Below are 13690 nucleotides of genomic sequence, written 5' to 3' on the forward strand. Positions count from 1 at the left end.
TATGACTGAAAAGCCTAAAGAAATTTCTTTAGGCTTTTTTCATGTCCATTATAAAATGTAAAAAATAGGAAGAAATGATTAATCAGCAGGCTCATTATGAACATGCGATTCAATTTTTTTCTCTTTCGGCAATTGATCAATAGAAGCCCAAGGCACGCGGCGAGGCTTATATTCAATCGCATCAGTAGAGTAAACGGCCACGCTTACGACTCCTCCGTGTACCTGCGCTCGAATCAACAAAGGATCACTATACGTATTTTTAAAATGAAAGTCAGGTCCATACCAGCTGACGGTAGCGTCTCGTCCAGGAGGTACGTAGGAAACGCTGCGGCTGTGTGAGTAACGCTGCGTAATTGTTACGCCAGCGTTATCAACGGCGTTAAATAAGGTAGAAGAAACTTGGCAAATTCCTCCTCCAACTCCTTCAGAATACTCTCCTTTTACAATGATTGGCGCACGCATATACCCTTTTGCTGCTGTTCTTTTTCCAACGGTTTGATTAAAAGAGAAAACTTCCCCAGGAAATATGACGCTACTGTCTAGTGATTCAGCCGCAAGAGAAATATTATGAGATCGATTTTTATTATGAGGGTTAAATAGCGTATGATAATGACCGATTTGCTTAATGCGAATCGTTGCAAGCAGTTCCTTATCCACGCGAGGCGGAACAGGAAGCGTCGGGATTTCTAATGTTGACGTACCGCCGTTAAAAAAATAAGTATAAAATTTCTCCGCAAAATCTTTATGATATAGTTTGACACCCGCTTGCTCAGGAACAATTTGTCCGCTTTTATCAATGCGGGCATTTATGGGCTCTCTATATGTTTTTTTATCCAATTCTTTTAGAAGAAGATTGTATCGATCATGATCAACCATAGGTACAGGAAGAAGAGGCACTGCCACTTTGTCCCGTTCAATCCGTTCAATTGGTTTACCGTCATGAGTAATAGATAGGTGGTCTTGTGTAGAAAGAGGTTGAATGAGCATTAAAAGTCCAACCATCCAAGTGAAATTCATATCATATACCTCGCTTTCACCTGTTAGTATGAATAAAATGAACCGTTTAATGTATAGGATTCATAAGCTCTTTTTTGTATTATTTTCCATGATCCGAGCGTGTAAAAATTTCTATTTATAATTGTATGTGTACTTTCGCATATTACATAGAGAAACTACAAGGTAATGAGGGTAGACAATGACAAAATTAATGATTTTAGTCTTTATGCTTATTAGTTTTTTTGTGCATCCCCAAAAGATGAAAGCAGAAGAAAACCTTACGTACTTTCCAGTAAGTGACACAGGAAAAGTATTAAAGTGGAAACGTGTAGAAAACTTACTGCCAAAGGGGGAAAAATTTAAAGTTATCGATGTAGAAACCGGTTTTTACTTTTATGTGCAGCGAAGAGCAGGCTCACACCATGCAGATGTTCAGCCGCTTACACGTCAAGATACGAAAGTAATGAAGCACTTATATAATGGGAAATGGAGCTGGAACCGAAGAGCTGTTCTTATTCCGTTTAAAGGCCAAATGCTTGCAGCTTCCATGAACGGAATGCCTCACGGAGCCGGTGCGCTTGACAATGGGTTCCCCGGTCATTTTTGCATTCATTTTGCAGGAAGTACGACTCACAAGTCTCAAAATGTGGATCCAGGTCATCAGTTAATGGTATTAAAAGCAGGAGGAAAGCTTGATGAATATGCATTAAAAGCTGAGCCGGCAGAAGTCGTAAATATGTTTTTAACAGGATTAAAGCAAGATGACGATGCCTTAATGCAGCCGGTTTTGCGCGTGAAGCAAGAGCATAAGCTATGGGCAAAACTGCATAGTATCTCCACTATTTATTATAAAACGGACTTATTTCATGCAAAAAAGTATAAAACAAAAGAGAAAATCGCCGTAGATTGCCTTATCTATTACGAAGATAAAGGGGCTCAAAAGACCACGATGGTTTTTACTTTAAAGAGAAATCCGTTAACAAACGGGTGGGAAATTTCTTCTCTTACATTGTAAGTACTGATTAATGCTTAAAAACACATCTGACAAAAAGCAGATGTGTTTTTAAGCATTTGTTTAGCTCTTTAGTCCTTCGCAATGTTATAGTGGGAAAACGCGCTTACATACGATAGAAAAGAATAAAAAAGGGTATAAGTAATAATATTACTCTTTCTACAAAGAACTCTACAGCACGAAAGGAGAGGGTGTTTATTTTTTCATATTGGTTTAGCCGCTTAGTTGCTGCAGACCCTGGACGAAAAAGGCTCAAAACGGCTTCTAAAGCTACGATCAGCGTAATTACAGCGGTCGTTATTATGCTGGTCGTATTAAAAGCAGCGGGAAGCTCACAAATTACCGCTGCTATTTTAGCAGGCGTAATCGGCCTGATGGGTATATTGGTTGTGAATGATGAAACAACAAAAGCAAAAAAAGTGACAACAGGCTTAGTAGCATTTTCCAGCGCCGTTTCTCTCGGAATTGGCTCGTTTTTATCACGATATGGACAAGCGGAAAATATTTTTCTTGTTCTGTTGGTGTTTTTGTCTTTTTATTTACAGAAATTTGGTATTCGCTATTTTTCCCTGTCGATGGTAGCATTTATGTCGTTTTATTTTGCTTCTATTTTACACGTCACATTTTCTCAGCTGCCGTGGCTGTTAGCTGGCGTTGTAGTAGGAGCATGCTGTGCATTTATCTATAATTTTGTTATCTTTAAAGACCGACCTGCCAACGTGCTGAGGTCTTCAATGAAATCATTTCATATTCAAGTGAATTTGGTGCTTGATTTAATTATTGAGTTAATTCAAAAGAAAAGAATTGAACCGGCTCAAATCAAACAATATAACCGCAATATTAAAAAACTAGCGGAGTATGCCCGTGTAGTATCAGAAGAGCTTGGAAATACAGATCCCCACGACATATGGCCTGGTGTAACAGCTGAACAAATGCGCCTTTATGTATTTGATACAGTTATGCTGCTGCAGACATATTCCCCGGCGATTCGAAAGCTCAGTGAATTAAAGGCATTTAATCATTTTGATATTCAGCAGCTGCTGTTAAAGCTAGTGGAATCGATTCGCGAAGCAGAAGTATTAAATGAAAATCCTACTCATTCCTTAACGGATGCAGCTCAGCATCTGCAAGAGCTGCGCCAAAAATTAAGTGAACTCGAACCTCAAGACAAAAGGTATAAAGATTGGCTTTACTTAATCCGCCGTATCGAAACGATATCAAATCACGTGATTGATGAAGCCTATGAGCTGCAGCAAGCAATTGTGAAACAAGAAAAACAGCCTCAGAAAGAAGCGGAAGAAAAAGAAGACGAAGAGGATAATCATGAAGAAAAAGGATTAAAACCATCTACGAAAAAGTCTATTCAAGCGGTCATCACTGCTGTTGCGACATTAATATTTGGCTCTTTTTTATCTCCATCGCATCAATATTGGGCGCTGTTAGCAGGCTATTTAGTGCTTCTTGGTACAGAAACGATAGGAAGTACGTTTGTAAAAGCCGTGCAGCGAAGCGTAGGAACGCTTTTAGGAGCAGCTGTTGGCTTTGTTGTAGCAAGTTTTGTCTCACCCGGGATACTTGAAATAACGCTGCTTTTTATCTGTGTGTTTATGGCTTTTTATTTCTTTCCTATTACGTATTCGTTTATGAGCTTTTGGATTACGATGATGCTGGCCTTTATGTATGACATGCTTCTTGGGGGTATTTCAGAGAGTTTATTACTAGCTCGCGTATTAGATACAGTTGTAGGAGTTGGAATTGGGTTAGCCGTATCTGCTCTTGTGTTTCCTAAAAGAACAAGAGATAAGATAACCGACACCTCAGTAGAATACGTAGCGGCTTTAAAAGAATTTGTTCACACTTATTTGCACCGTTTTACGAATCAGTATGCGTTTGCCAATTTAGCTGATAAAGGAATGGAATTAGAAAAAAAGCTAAAACAGCTTCATGTCGATTCAGATCCTATTATCAAGGGCTTCGTTGGCCGTTCACGTCTTCAGCAATTTTTGACCGTTTTTACCGCCATTAATTATTACGCCAAGCATTTGGTAGCTTCTTCTACTAGAAACGAGGCTTTTTATAAGGAAGCAGAATTTCATGGCGTAGTAAAGGAAGTGGAAGAGAAAGTGGCAAGCAACTTCACTCAGCTTGAAAAAGCGTTACGTGGAGAAAGAGGAACGTATGTATACACGCTTGAAGATGTAAGACAAAAGGTTGAACAATCTTTAGATTATTTTGATACGTCCGTTCAATCAAGAAATTTACAGCATCTTCAGCTGCTGCATAACATTTATTACGTATGGAAAATCAACCAATCGGTTGTTCACTTAGCCAAAGAGCTAGGGGCAGAAGAAATAAGTAGTGAAGACTAAAAACCAGCGAATATTTCGATGGTTTTTAGTCTGATGAATAAGGAGACGTATCTTTTCTAATCGTTCTCCACGTTGTTTTAAGACCGGCATAGCTACCAATTGCAGCGTATCCATAAAAATATCCCATAAACAATCCGGCAATAATATGATGAGGGTGACTGATAAATACTAAAAAAAGCACGCCAACAGCTAAAGCAATAGTCGGAACATATTGCTTTTTAGGATGGAAAAGCCATTTGATCAGCTGAGTCACGATTAATACAACAGGAACACCAATGACTGCGTCCCAAAAATTTGTATGAATTGTAGGGAAATCCATATTCAAGCACCTCGTTAAATGTGTTAGATGTAAGGTTATCTATGCTGCTTACCTTAAAACACTTCAATTAGTTATGAGGTGCTCCAGGTGAATAATAATAAGGTGGAATTTTAAGCCAGCCTTTTTGCTGCATTAGACTTTTTACTTTTGATCCTAATATGACCTTTTCAGTGTGGAATTTTAGCCACATCAATCCAATATCGGTTCTAATAGACTGTCCCATATTCGTGCTGCACATGACGATATTAGAAGCAATTTTTACAGATATTAAGTTAGCAATTTCAGAATCCGTTGCTTTTGCTCCTAATGGAATGCTGTTAGGGTCGGATTTTGGCTTGGTAGCCGGTATTTCAGGAAGCAGGATTCCTTCTTTAACCATTAATTTTTTTAATGTATCAATCTGAGATTCAGCCAGGTTTTTTGAGTCTTGAATAAGCTTAAGCAGTTCACTGTTGGTTGTTGTATTAAGACAGGTTTCTAAGGCAGGTACTTCTTCCGCTAAAGCAGTGAAATATAACCAGCATCCCATAGCCTCACCAATATGTGGGGGAGGGGGCGAATCATCTGTAGAAGAGTTCTTTATATAATCAAGTAGTGTCTCAATGACGTTAATCATAACTTTTCACCCTTTATATAGTTTATGCATCTTCATTATTGCCTTCAGCAGAAAAGGATAAACACAGCTAAGAAATGTTACATATAAAATTGATTATTATGAGTGGAAGGAAAAGCATCTCATGCAGCAATTTATAATGATGACAGTACATTTACTGTCATCACATCTAAAGGTATAAAAATTGTGGCAATGCATAATAAATATGCTGGTGCTAGAAAATGAAGTAAATAGAAAAAATCTCCTTGCTCATCAAGGAGATTTTTATCTCGAGTATTATATAGTTTTTCTCCGATGCTCTCTCCATAAAGAAGTTAATTCCTCTGACCAATATTTATAATCAAATACCGTTATATTTTTGCTAGGCATAAAAACATTCAACAGCCAATTAACCCTTAATTTGTCTCTGACGCCTATCGTTTTATCATTTTTACAGCAGCCTTCATCACAAGGTTTATCGTGTATCTTGTAAGGAATATTTTTAACGACCAACCCATCTTTTACGCGTTTTGTGTACTCAATTCCTATAATCAAATATATCACTCCTCACAGTAACTCTTATCTTCATAATCATATGTATGAATAACTTCTTTAATGAAAAGGTAAGAAGGGAGGAAGACAAAAATAAAAAAGCCCTGCTGTAGGGCTTTTAGATTAAGCAACTTTTGATGCAACGACGATTACTTTACCGTGATCTAATTCTTCTTCATAGCGTTCAGCTTCCGGCTGTGATAATCCTAATGAACGCATTTTGGCACGAAGCTCGTCTCCTCGAGAACGAAATACATTCGCAATTGCATCAAAAACACCTTGTTCAGAAAGACCAATGTTGTTTGTATTTGTTGCAGCTGTTAAATCCTCGGAGCGATCTTGATGGTGTGCAAGTAAATAAACTTCGTCTTTTGTAAATCCTTCACGCAAAAATTGTTCGATTGTATCTTTTGCCTGTACGCCATTTTCAACTACTTTTACATTTACCATTTCAAAAAACCTCCTTGTATGATAGACAACTTTCTCAAATACGTTGAGTAATGAAGAGAAGTTTAAGTAACTTATCTCCTTGTTTTGTGTATACACGTTATTGAAAGAGATAAAACCTATTTCATAAAATTGAGTTAAAAAGTCTAACATAGAGGAAGGGGAAGCAGCGCTGTTATTTTTAAGGAGAATCTGGCTAAGAATAAGCGGGAAGAGGCTTTAGCCAGCCTTTTTCTTGCATCGTTTTTTTTTTGACCTTTTAAGGTATAGTACAAACTGCAAAAAGCCTAGATCTTAACTGTTTAAGATCTAGGCTTTTTGCATACATAAAAATAGAGAAATTTAAGATGAAAGACGTTCTTTTTGTTTCTCATAAACAGAAGTAGACTCGTTCCATATATATCGACCATCTTGTAATTGAATGGTTGCGCTGAATGGACAGTCTATTGACGTTTGTCCGTCATCTAAACTACTTTCAAGTAAACTTTTTTTGAATCGAAGCAAATCTTCTTTTGAAGCAACTCGAAAAACCATTTCTAACATAAGATCATCATCTGATGCATTGTGTAATTGACTAATACTTTTGCGGAATTCTTTATTATATTGAAGCATAATTTTAATATCTGCTACGCAAGCAACACCAAACACATCTTTCACAACAGACTCAACCGTTAACTGCGTTGTCGAAGCATATGTTGAAATATTACGCTGTGGATTCTCTAAATAATAAATCGTTTCTACAGGATGTCTCGTGATAAGCACCTCTTTCCTATTCTTAAGTATACAGGAAAAAAGAATGGAATGGGGAAAGATTTTTAGGAAAGGAGTCCTGACATACATAAAAAGGCTGTTTGTGATAGGAAAGAGGGTTATAAATCGAGGGCTTTTCGCTTATCATTTTTGCTATATCCTTAAATCAACGAATTCTGTGCAACATCCCTTAAGATTTGATAAAATAAAATTCTACGTCTTAATTTCTTCCAATGGATTCCTCAACTACTATTTCTACTTATTTTAAAGGAGGACGCTATTTTGCAGTTTGAACAAGCATTAACACATTTACAGTCCTATTTTGGCTATGATTCGTTTCGAAAAGGACAGGAAGAGTCGATTCGTTATGTTTTAGAAGGGCACAATACCGCTTGTATTATGCCAACAGGGGGAGGGAAATCGCTTTGTTATCAAATTCCTTCATTATTATTAGAAGGAACGACACTGGTTATTTCTCCGTTGATTTCCTTGATGAAAGACCAAGTGGACACGCTGAACGCAGCTGGTATTCCGGCTACGTATATCAACAGCTCACTGACGCACACAGAGGTACAGCAGCGCTTAGAAGAAGTAGCGCTTGGCGAATATAAGTTGCTTTATGTAGCGCCGGAACGACTGGAGTCTCCGCAATTTTTAGAACAGCTTCAAATGCTTCCCATTCCGCTTGTAGCGGTAGATGAAGCGCACTGTATTTCACAGTGGGGTCATGATTTCAGACCGAGTTATTTGCGCATCAATGAACTAATCAGCAAGCTGTCTAACGCGCCTATTGTGATGGGGCTGACGGCTACTGCGACGCCTCAAGTGCGTGAAGATATTTGCCGAGCTCTTCATATTAATGAAGAGTACACGGTGATGACTGGGTTTGAACGTGAAAATTTATCGTTCGCTGTGGTAAAAGGTCAGGATCGAATCAGCTATATCGATCAGTATATCCGTAAAAATGACCAAGAAGCAGGCATTATCTATGCCGCTACGCGTAAGGATGTTGAAGAGCTTCATGCTAGATTGCAAAAGTCAGGAATTAACGTATCGAAATATCATGCCGGCATGAGCGCAAACAGCCGTGATGAAGAGCAGAACCGCTTTCTGCAAGATGATGTGCAGGTGATGGTGGCTACCTCTGCCTTCGGAATGGGGATCGATAAATCCAATATTCGCTTTGTTCTTCACTATCAGCTTCCGAAAAATATGGAAAGCTATTATCAAGAAGCAGGACGTGCTGGTCGTGACGGACTGCCAAGTGAGTGTATCGTGCTTTATTCACCTCAGGATATTCGCGTGCAGCGCTTTTTGATTGAACAGTCAACGTCGAATCCTAAAAAGCAGATTCAAGATCTTGAAAAGCTGCAAAATATGGTGAACTACTGTCATACAGAAGGCTGTTTGCAGGCGTATATTCTTCATTATTTTGGAGAAAGTGAAGCGCATGAGTGCGGCCGCTGCAGCAATTGTACGGATGATCGCGTGGAAATAGACGTAACGGTTGATACGCAAAAAGTATTATCTTGTATGATTCGTATGGGCGAACGCTTCGGTAAAATGATGATTGCTCAAGTATTAACGGGTTCTCGGAATAAAAAAGTAGTTGATTTTGGTTTTGATAAACTGAAAACGTACGGCGTCATGAGCGACCGGTCGGCTAAAGAAGTGAGCGATTTTATTGAGTATTTGATTTCAGAGCAGTTTATTTTAGTAGGACAAGGATCATTTCCTACCTTATCCGTAGCGGCCAAAGGAAAAGGCGCGCTTCTTGGGACGGAAAAAGTGATGAGAAAAGAACAAATGGAAGTGAAGCAAATCGTCCAAGATGACGAGCTGTTTGCTCATTTGCGTTCCGTTCGAAAGCAGCTGGCAGATGAAGCCGGCGTGCCTCCTTTTGTTATTTTTTCAGACGATACTCTTCATGATATGTGCGCAAAACTTCCGGTAACACTCCAGCAGTTCGCCACTGTAAAAGGAGTCGGAGAGCAAAAACAAGAGCGTTACGGAGAACGATTTACGACTGAAATCAAACAGTTTTGTGAGAAACATCCAGATCGAAAGCGAGAAGTATCAGCGCCTGCTCCAAAAAAAGCAAGAGCATCATCAAAAGAAGGGTCTCATTTGGTGACATATGAGCTATTTCAGCAAGGGAAATCGTTAGATGAAATAGCCGCAGAGCGTGAATTGAGCCGCATTACAATTGAAAATCATTTGTTTAAATGTGCGGAAGAAGAAAAAGAAATTGACTGGTCACCTTTTCTTTCAGAGGAGGACGAACAGCTTATTTTAGAAGCTGCTTCGTCAGTAGGTGATGAAAAGTTAAAACCAATTAAAGAAGAATTACCTGAAAACATCACTTATTTTATGATTAAAGTAGCGCTGTATAAACAAAAAATGAAGCAACTTTCTTAAACAAAAAGCTCCTATTATAAGGAGCTTTTTGTGTTGAATAAGCGAGTTTACTGATAAAATAAAAGATATAAATGTTTGAAAAATCAGATTAAAAAAAGGAGTACTGCACTGAGATGATTGAACGAGAGCTTGAAGCTATTTTGCATGCTTCTAACGACAATATCGTCATCACTGATGAAAAAGGGTGTATTTTACGAGCGAGTCAAAACTGCCGTGATATATACGGGTATGACGTGTCAGAGTTAGTCGGAGAAACCGTATACGAATTGCAAGACCGCGGGATATTTTCACCTTCCGTTACGATTGAAGTGTTAAAGAAAAAGAAAGAAGTACAGCTGATGCAAAAAACAGAAACGGGCAAAGTTGTAATGGCAACCGGTATTCCCGTGTACGATAAACATCAGTGTATGAAAAGAGTAATCAGCTTTTCACATGATTTAACAGAGCTTCAGCGCTTAAAAGAAAATTATCAGCAGCTCGAAGTGAAAATGAAAACATATCAGCTAGAAATGGAAGAGCTTCGGGAACGGCAGTCGAATGATATGGTCATACGAAGTCAATCGATGAAAAAGGTATGGTCCATTATTAATCGCGTGGCAGACAGTGATGCAACAGTTGTGTTGCTAGGTGAATCGGGTGTTGGTAAAACGGCTTTTGCCCGTGCTTTACACTATGGAAGTGAACGAAAAGAAGAGCCGTTTATTGAAATCAACTGCGGAGCCATTCCATCTAGTTTGTTTGAATCTGAAATGTTTGGATATGAAGCAGGATCTTTTACAGGTGCAAGTACAAAAGGGAAAATAGGAAAGTTTGAATTAGCACATAACGGTACGCTTTTTTTAGATGAAATAGGAGAGCTCCCTCTTGATATGCAAGTGAAGCTGTTAAAAGTGCTGCAAGAAAAAACAGTCACCAAAATTGGAAGTGAACGAGCCAAACACGTAAACTTCAGGCTGATTGTAGCAACAAATCAGCCGCTTGAGGAAATGGTCAAAAAAGGAACATTTCGCGAAGATTTATTTTATCGGCTACACGTTATTCCGATTACAATTCCTCCGCTTCGCGAGCGAAAAGAAGACATCGCGGCACTGCTTTATCATGTGTTACATAAACAAAATAAAAAATATAAAATGAAGAAATTTTTTCATGCAGAAGCATTAAATCAATTGGTTGAACATCAGTGGTCTGGAAATGTGCGCGAGCTTGAAAATACAATTGAACGCCTGGTGTTAACAACAGATGAAAACAGCATCTCGCCTAAAGACCTGCCGTTTTATGCAGAAAAGATCAAAAGTGAAAAAGAAGAATGGGAGACTCTTGATACGTTAACCTCTCAGGGAATGACGCTTCAGCAAGCACTTGCAGAAGTGGAGAAAAACTGGCTTGTTCGTGCTTATCGACAGTGTCAAACAACGTATGAAATGGCAGATGCATTAGGAGTCAGTCAGCCTACGGTTGTAAGGCGTTTACGAAAGTACAATATAAAATAATGAGGTTTTAATTCAAAATGAATTAAATGATTCAATACTGAATCAGTTTTTTTGTTTTGATTCTATTATGAATTAAAAATCGTCCATAATTGCACGAAATAGGGTGATAAAAATTGGCATGCATTTTGCATTAATAAAAAATATCTAAATAAAAAGCGTCAGTATCTAAGATGATGATACGGCGCTAATGAGTAAAACCCATTAGGAGGAATAAATCATGCCAAAGTATCAGCCGAAAAATTCATTTGAATCTCCGCGTTTTTGCGGACCTCGAACATTTATGAGACTTCCGTATGTAGAACAAGTAAATTCAGAAATGGATTTTATTGTGACGGGTATTCCCTTTGATTCAGGTCAATCTTTTCGAACAGGAGCACGTTTTGGGCCGGAAGCTATTCGAGATTTCTCCATTTTGCTTCGCCCGTATAACCCAGAACAAAAGATTAATATTTTTGATTACATTTCAGGCGTGGACTACGGTGATTTGGCAGTGGTTCCCGGGTATATTTTAGAAACGTATAAAAAAATTGAAGAAGGGCTAGCGCCGGTTGTTAATGAAGGAATTATTCCGATTTCACTGGGCGGTGATCATTCGATGACGCTTGGTGAACTTCGTGCAATCGCGAAAAAGCACGGACCGGTAGCGCTTTTACAGTTTGATGCTCATTCTGATACGTGGGATAGTTATTTTGAACAAAAATACAATCACGGTACGGTATTCAGACGAGCAATTGAAGAAGGGTTAATCGACGTATCGCGCTCGATTCAAATCGGTATGCGAGGCGGTCTGTACGGAATTGAAGATTTAGAAGATGCAAAGAACTTAGGCTTAGCTCTGTATACGACAAATGAATATAAAAAACTGGGCGTTGAAAGAATGCTAGATATTATTCATGAGCGTGTAAGGGAAGGACCTGTGTTTTTATCGTTTGACATTGACTTTTTAGATCCAGTTTATGCACCGGGAACGGGAACACCTGAAGTATCGGGTGCAAGTATTGAAGATGCGCTTCAATTCGTTCGTGGCTTAACAAATATTGATTTTGTCGGTTTTGATTTAGTAGAAGTACTGCCAGCTTATGACCATGGACAAATTACAGCGGCCGCGGCCGCTAATATTGTCTATGAATTTATTACGCTTATTGCGTTAAGAAAAAAAGCAAAAGAAGAAGAAGCGCTGTTAGTGAAAGCACGCGATTGAATATAAACAAGACGGTAAAGGTGGGAAGGTACTATTATCTTCCCACTTTTATATAAGAGTTCTCTATAGGGAGTGTTTGACTATGAACGGGCAAGTAAATGTAAAAATAGATAAGAAACAAGAAAAAACATTAAAAAGAGAAATTATCAATCCAGCGACCAATAAGATCATAGCGGAAGTGTTTGATTCGTCGCTTCAACAAGTAGAGGAAGCGGTAGGTAAAGCAAAGCAGGCTTTTGAGCAGAGTGAATGGAAGAAAAATAAGTCACTGCGTGTAGAGGTGCTTAAGAAACTAGCAAATTTATTAGAAAAAGAAGCGAGTATATTCGCTGAAACAGAAACATTAAATACAGGCAAACCGATAAAAGAAGCGCAGTTAGATATTGAAGATACGATTAATTGTTTAAGATATTACGCAAATTTAATAGAAGAAAATCAGCCGTGGACAAAGGACATGTTCGACGATACAAACAGTAAAATCATTCAAGAACCTATCGGCGTATGTGCGCTAATTGTTCCTTGGAATTTCCCTTTGCTGCTTGGCATGTGGAAGCTGGCTCCTGCATTAGCAGCTGGAAACACGGTGGTGTTTAAGCCTTCAGAATTAACGCCACTTTCTTTTTTAAAGTTAGCTTCATTATGTGAAAAAGCTGGTATACCAGAAGGCGTGTTTAATTTACTTACGGGAGACGGTGAAGTGGGAAGTGCGCTCGTTGAACATAAAGACGTAGCCAAAGTCTCTTTTACAGGAGGATCAGAAACAGGCAAACGTATTTATCAGCAGTGCGCAAAAGAGATGAAAAGAGTTTCGCTTGAACTGGGAGGGAAATCTCCGCTTCTTATTTTTGAAGACAGCGAAATTGATATTGCAGTAGACTGGACAATGTTTGGCTCGTTTTTTAACCAAGGACAAGTGTGTGTAGCTTCGTCGCGTATACTCGTACATGAATCTATTTATAACTTGTTTCTTTCTGTGCTTACGGAGGCTGTTGCTGCTATAAAAATTGGTAACCCCTTAAGAGAAGAAACGGAGATGGGTCCGGTTATTAGCAAGGAGCATCTGAATAAAATACGGGATTTTATCAAGCTAGGTCAAAAAGAAGGCGCGAATTTATTAACAGGAGGAACGTTAATCGACTGCGAAGGTGGAAACTATATAAAGCCGGCTGTGCTCGTCGATGTGGAGCAGCATATGAAAGTCGTCCAAGAAGAAATATTTGGCCCGGTCATTACCGTTCAATCTTTTTCAAGTGAAGAAGAAGCCATAGCACTTGCCAACGGTACGAGATTTGGTTTAGCTGCAGGAATTTTAACGAATGATTTAATGAAAGCAGAGCGAGTTGCTGAACATCTTCAAGCGGGAACGATTTGGATCAACGGCTACCATACGCCTCATATTGAAACGGCGTGGGGCGGTTTTAAAGAAAGCGGCATTGGTCGGGAGTTAGGTCCATCAGGATTAGCTGCTTTTACTGAAACAAAACATGTGAATACAAATTCCAAGCTAGCTCGAGCCAATTGGTATCAATAAAAGTGAAAGGTGG

General features: G+C 38.8%; 12 protein-coding genes. 6 read left to right on the forward strand and 6 right to left on the reverse strand.

The features are described 5' to 3' along the window. Positions 1 to 78: 78 nt before the first annotated feature. Positions 79 to 1017, reverse strand: a complete 939-nt coding sequence (locus tag LIS78_RS11830) for a VanW family protein (protein WP_195780126.1) — start codon at positions 1015 to 1017, stop codon at positions 79 to 81. 178 nt (positions 1018 to 1195) lie between these two features. On the opposite strand from LIS78_RS11830, the gene LIS78_RS11835 reads away from it, so the two are divergent. Beyond that, entirely contained in the window at positions 1196 to 2011 is an 816-nt protein-coding gene (locus LIS78_RS11835) for a hypothetical protein (protein ID WP_116072403.1), read from the forward strand. A 188-nt stretch (positions 2012 to 2199) separates the two neighbouring features. Further along, positions 2200 to 4377 (forward strand): FUSC family protein, encoded by a 2178-nt coding sequence (locus LIS78_RS11840; protein WP_252285215.1) that lies wholly within the window; start codon positions 2200 to 2202, stop codon positions 4375 to 4377. Positions 4378 to 4402: 25 nt separating this feature from the next. On the opposite strand, the gene LIS78_RS11845 is transcribed toward LIS78_RS11840, so the two are convergent. The 5 genes from LIS78_RS11845 to LIS78_RS11865 form a co-directional block, all read right to left on the reverse strand. Then, positions 4403 to 4696, reverse strand: a complete 294-nt coding sequence (locus LIS78_RS11845) for a hypothetical protein (RefSeq protein WP_209151643.1) — start codon at positions 4694 to 4696, stop codon at positions 4403 to 4405. Positions 4697 to 4763: 67 nt separating this feature from the next. Continuing rightward, positions 4764 to 5312 (reverse strand): DUF3231 family protein, encoded by a 549-nt coding sequence (locus LIS78_RS11850; RefSeq protein ID WP_195694053.1) that lies wholly within the window; start codon positions 5310 to 5312, stop codon positions 4764 to 4766. A gap of 273 nt (positions 5313 to 5585) precedes the next feature. After that, complete coding sequence (locus LIS78_RS11855; RefSeq protein WP_057243686.1) at positions 5586 to 5843, reverse strand: hypothetical protein; 258 nt, start codon at positions 5841 to 5843, stop codon at positions 5586 to 5588. Between the two features lie 120 nt (positions 5844 to 5963). Next, the gene (locus LIS78_RS11860) at positions 5964 to 6290 is read right to left on the reverse strand and encodes a YflT domain-containing protein (protein ID WP_013056955.1); all 327 of its coding nucleotides are present in this window, start codon (positions 6288 to 6290) and stop codon (positions 5964 to 5966) included. A 339-nt stretch (positions 6291 to 6629) separates the two neighbouring features. Continuing rightward, complete coding sequence (locus LIS78_RS11865; RefSeq protein ID WP_195780122.1) at positions 6630 to 7049, reverse strand: hypothetical protein; 420 nt, start codon at positions 7047 to 7049, stop codon at positions 6630 to 6632. 270 nt (positions 7050 to 7319) lie between these two features. Between LIS78_RS11865 and recQ the strand changes: the two genes are divergently transcribed. The 4 genes from recQ (at position 7320) to LIS78_RS11885 (ending at position 13677) form a co-directional block, all read left to right on the forward strand. After that, a complete protein-coding gene (gene recQ / locus LIS78_RS11870) occupies positions 7320 to 9455 on the forward strand; it encodes a DNA helicase RecQ (protein ID WP_252285217.1) in 2136 nt (711 codons plus the stop codon). Positions 9456 to 9568: 113 nt separating this feature from the next. Next, complete coding sequence (locus LIS78_RS11875) at positions 9569 to 10945, forward strand: sigma-54 interaction domain-containing protein (RefSeq protein WP_252285218.1); 1377 nt, start codon at positions 9569 to 9571, stop codon at positions 10943 to 10945. Between the two features lie 217 nt (positions 10946 to 11162). After that, complete coding sequence (gene speB / locus LIS78_RS11880; protein WP_252285219.1) at positions 11163 to 12146, forward strand: agmatinase; 984 nt, start codon at positions 11163 to 11165, stop codon at positions 12144 to 12146. Between the two features lie 82 nt (positions 12147 to 12228). Continuing rightward, complete coding sequence (locus LIS78_RS11885; protein WP_252285220.1) at positions 12229 to 13677, forward strand: aldehyde dehydrogenase family protein; 1449 nt, start codon at positions 12229 to 12231, stop codon at positions 13675 to 13677. The last annotated feature ends 13 nt before the right edge of the window (positions 13678 to 13690 follow it).

Source organism: Priestia megaterium (genome assembly GCF_023824195.1).
GTDB classification, from domain to species: domain Bacteria; phylum Bacillota; class Bacilli; order Bacillales; family Bacillaceae_H; genus Priestia; species Priestia megaterium_D.